The organism is Pseudomonas californiensis, assembly GCF_021147775.1.
Taxonomy (GTDB): Bacteria; Pseudomonadota; Gammaproteobacteria; order Pseudomonadales; family Pseudomonadaceae; genus Aquipseudomonas; species Aquipseudomonas californiensis.
This window is the reverse complement of sequence record NZ_JAGTPK010000094.1, coordinates 1-2,990: the sequence shown is the minus strand read 5'-3', so window position 1 is coordinate 2,990 and position 2,990 is coordinate 1. Positions and strand designations below refer to the sequence as shown.

4 protein-coding genes are annotated in these 2,990 nt (G+C 53.8%); all 4 read left to right on the top strand.

The annotated features are described in order from the left end of the window. Positions 1–136 (top strand): type II toxin-antitoxin system RelE/ParE family toxin (locus KDX37_RS28910; RefSeq protein ID WP_231656593.1); only part of this gene is annotated, 136 nt, incomplete at its 5' end. A 103-nt stretch (positions 137–239) separates the two neighbouring features. After that, positions 240–953, top strand: coding sequence for a YecA/YgfB family protein (locus KDX37_RS28905; RefSeq protein ID WP_231656592.1), 714 nt, complete (start codon positions 240–242; stop codon positions 951–953). 73 nt (positions 954–1,026) lie between these two features. Next, positions 1,027–1,770 carry a HipA family kinase gene (locus tag KDX37_RS28900; RefSeq protein ID WP_231656591.1) on the top strand — a complete coding sequence of 248 codons (744 nt, stop codon included), beginning with the start codon at positions 1,027–1,029 and terminating at the stop codon, positions 1,768–1,770. Then, positions 1,767–2,579: a DUF3037 domain-containing protein gene (locus KDX37_RS28895; protein ID WP_054069846.1), complete on the top strand. Its 813-nt coding sequence runs from the start codon at positions 1,767–1,769 to the stop codon at positions 2,577–2,579. The genes KDX37_RS28900 and KDX37_RS28895 overlap by 4 nt, the downstream gene beginning before the upstream one ends. Positions 2,580–2,990: the final 411 nt, after the last annotated feature.

The following is a 2,990-nucleotide window of genomic DNA, read 5'->3' as shown; positions in this document are numbered from 1 at the left end:
TTACATCCACCGTCCCGGCCGTGTTCCAGGAACGCGCGAAGCGGTTGTGCATCCCAACTACCTGGTTGTCTACCGCGTCGGTACAGAGCGCATCAGCATTTTGGACGTCCTGCACGCCCGCCAAGAGTACCCCTAGCTGCCGTCGCCAAGATTCCGGCCACTACAACGACTGAAATCAGTTCAGCTTAACGTACTTTAAAATCCTTTTTCTGAGGCGGCCCCTATTGGAACAAACACCCATGAGCCATCCACCTTTTCAACAAGCACTGACCGAGGCCGAACTCGATAGGCTGACTGGTTTTCTTGATGCCATTGGCTCACCGGCCATGAACATTGAAATGCTTGACGGCTATTTTGCGGCACTGATCTGTGGTCCGGAGATGGTGCCTCCCAGCGAGTACCTGCCACAAATCTTGGGCGAGAATTTCAGTTTTGAAAGCAACGCTCAGGCTACCGACATGATGGGGCTCATCATGCGCCACTGGAATACGATTGCATCGGTATTGCTTCACACGCTGGAGGAGCCTGACGTGTATTTGCCAGTGCTGTTGGAGGATGACGATGGCATTACTTACGGCAACGATTGGGCTCTGGGCTTTATGCGCGGAGTTCAGGCCCGACCTGGAAGTTGGCGTGACCTGATCGACAGCGACGAACATAGCGGGCCGATGCTCCCCATCATGCTCTTGGCCTATGAGAATGACCCCGATCCAGCGCTGCGACCACCGTCGGTTACTAATGAAGAGCGTGAAGACGTGATTGAGATGATGATCGCCAGTCTGACGATCATCTATCGCTTCTTCGAGCCTCATCGATGGTCGCTGGCACTGACACCACCCGATGTACCACTACGCAGAGAAGGACCGAAAATTGGACGCAACGCCCCCTGTCCATGCAGCAGTGGACGCAAATTCAAGCATTGCTGCGGATCCAACTCCCCAACGATGCACTGACCATCAGGAAATTGCGCTTAACTGACTTCCTTGTTCCATTGCTCCCCAGACCCCATACATAAGGAAGCCGTCAATGGCGAAGGGTAACTACATAGAAGCGGAGGAGATCATCAGGCGACTGGAGGGAGGTATGACACGTCCCTTCCTATGCCGAGCCAGCAACGGCAAACACTATGTGGCTAAGGGCTTGGAACTACCGCTCGCAGAACGTATTGCCGAACTGCTATGCGCACGCCTGGCCGCTGACTTCGGCTTGCCAATCCCCGAGCACGGCTATATCTACATTGATCCAGCACTGCTGCGCTACAATCCAGAAGCACGCAGCGACCTGGGGCCGGGTGACAGCTTCGCCCTGGCCTATATCGCGGACGCTACCGACCTGCTGTATTCGCAAGTGCTGCAGGTTCCTGTCGACCTGCAAAAAGCCGTTTTCACCTTTGATTACTGGGTTGGTAACGGTGATCGTCAGCTAGGGCCACTGGGCGGTCGCCCCAATTTGCTGATGTGCAGTGCAGATAATCAGTTGCATCTGATCGACCATAACCAAGCGTTCCATTGGCCTCAGGAAGCAGAGGAGTTCGCCGGAAGCCATGTGTTTGGCCCAAGCAATCGGGCATGGCACCTAGATATGGTCGACAAAGTTGAATACAGCCAGCGGATGTACGACACTGCCAAACGCTTTCGTGACCTATGCTCAGACATACCCGATGAATGGTGTGAATCTATCGGTAAACAGAGACTCGACATTCTGCTCAAAAAAATTGAAAGTAACCTGATGCGCTGCAATTTGAACAATTTCTGGAGCGTCCTGCAGTGAAATATGCCTGTCTTTACAGCATCGTGCGCTTCGCGCCTTTTGCCGAAACCGAAGAGTTTGCCAATGTCGGCATCGTTCTCTCGGCCCCAGCTATTGGGCGCATGGAGTACAGGCTCGCCCGTAAAAACCTAAAGCGTGTCAATCACTTCTTCGAGTGCAACAACCTGTTCGCCAAGGCCATGGAAATAGCCCAGAACGAGCTGGATGCTGTACGAACGATGATGGCAGCAGCACAAGAGAACCAAATCGTTAATCACTTCCGCTTCCTGACCGAGCCCAAGGAGTCGCTGATTCGCTTCAGCCCCATGCGCTCTATCCTCGTGGAAAATTTTGACGCGACCCTTGAGGAGTTGTTTGGCCGCTATATCGACCGCCAAGGCATGGCACGTGATCGTCGCGAGGAAGTCATGGTTCGTGAAATCCGAGCGCTTTTCACTGATGCCTCCATTCGTAGTTTCCGCGATGAGACACTTACTGGTGAATTGATCAAGCTGCATCTGCCTTTGGTTCACCGCAACGAGGTCGTGGCCGCTATCAAGCCTTTAGCTTTTGACCAGGCCGAACCAAGCGCAATCCTTGACCACTGCGATCAGTGGCTGATGAAGTTCGTGCGCGCCGAGCGGGAGGGCGTTATTGAGCTGAAAAACGTGCTAATTCCTGTTGCCGCCCCGGCAGAGAGTGATTCGCCTCGCCATCGCAAAGCGGTGCAGATAGCTAAGGACAGCATCAAGGAAAGCGGTCTACAGATGGTCGACTATCAGGCTACCCAAAAAATCGCGACCTTCGCGCAGAGCTTCGTTCATGCATAGGCGTAACGACCTGCAATCGAAATGACCCCGACCTGCAGTCATCGCTTTTTTCGACCGGGATTGATTGCGTCTATCCGGCACCGCGAACCAGCATTGACGGCAAACGAACCTGCATCCACCCACTTCGACCTGCAATCGAGAGCGGCCGACCAGGATTAAATGCGACTGAACATCGATGATTTTGGCGGGGTTTACGCGCATGCACTCGGCTTAGTGCACTTTCTGTTTCATTGCCCCCCTGTACTGCACAGCTCCATGGCTGCGATCACACGATTCAGTCCGATAGCCCGATAGCGCTGCTGTTCGAAGCTCCGTAAGCGGCCAGCGAACACACCTTCAGAAATCCGGAATTAAGGGCGATGGTGTCCGCCTATTTTTAAGCGGACGCGATCACCCTTATCGCCAGGATTT

Bases quoted from the DNA above. Each gene is read 5' to 3' on its own strand.
- KDX37_RS28900 (WP_231656591.1), top strand. From the start codon at position 1,027: ATGGCGAAGGGTAACTACATAGAAGCGGAGGAGATCATCAGGCGACTG.
- KDX37_RS28905 (WP_231656592.1), top strand. From the start codon at position 240: ATGAGCCATCCACCTTTTCAACAAGCACTGACCGAGGCCGAACTCGAT.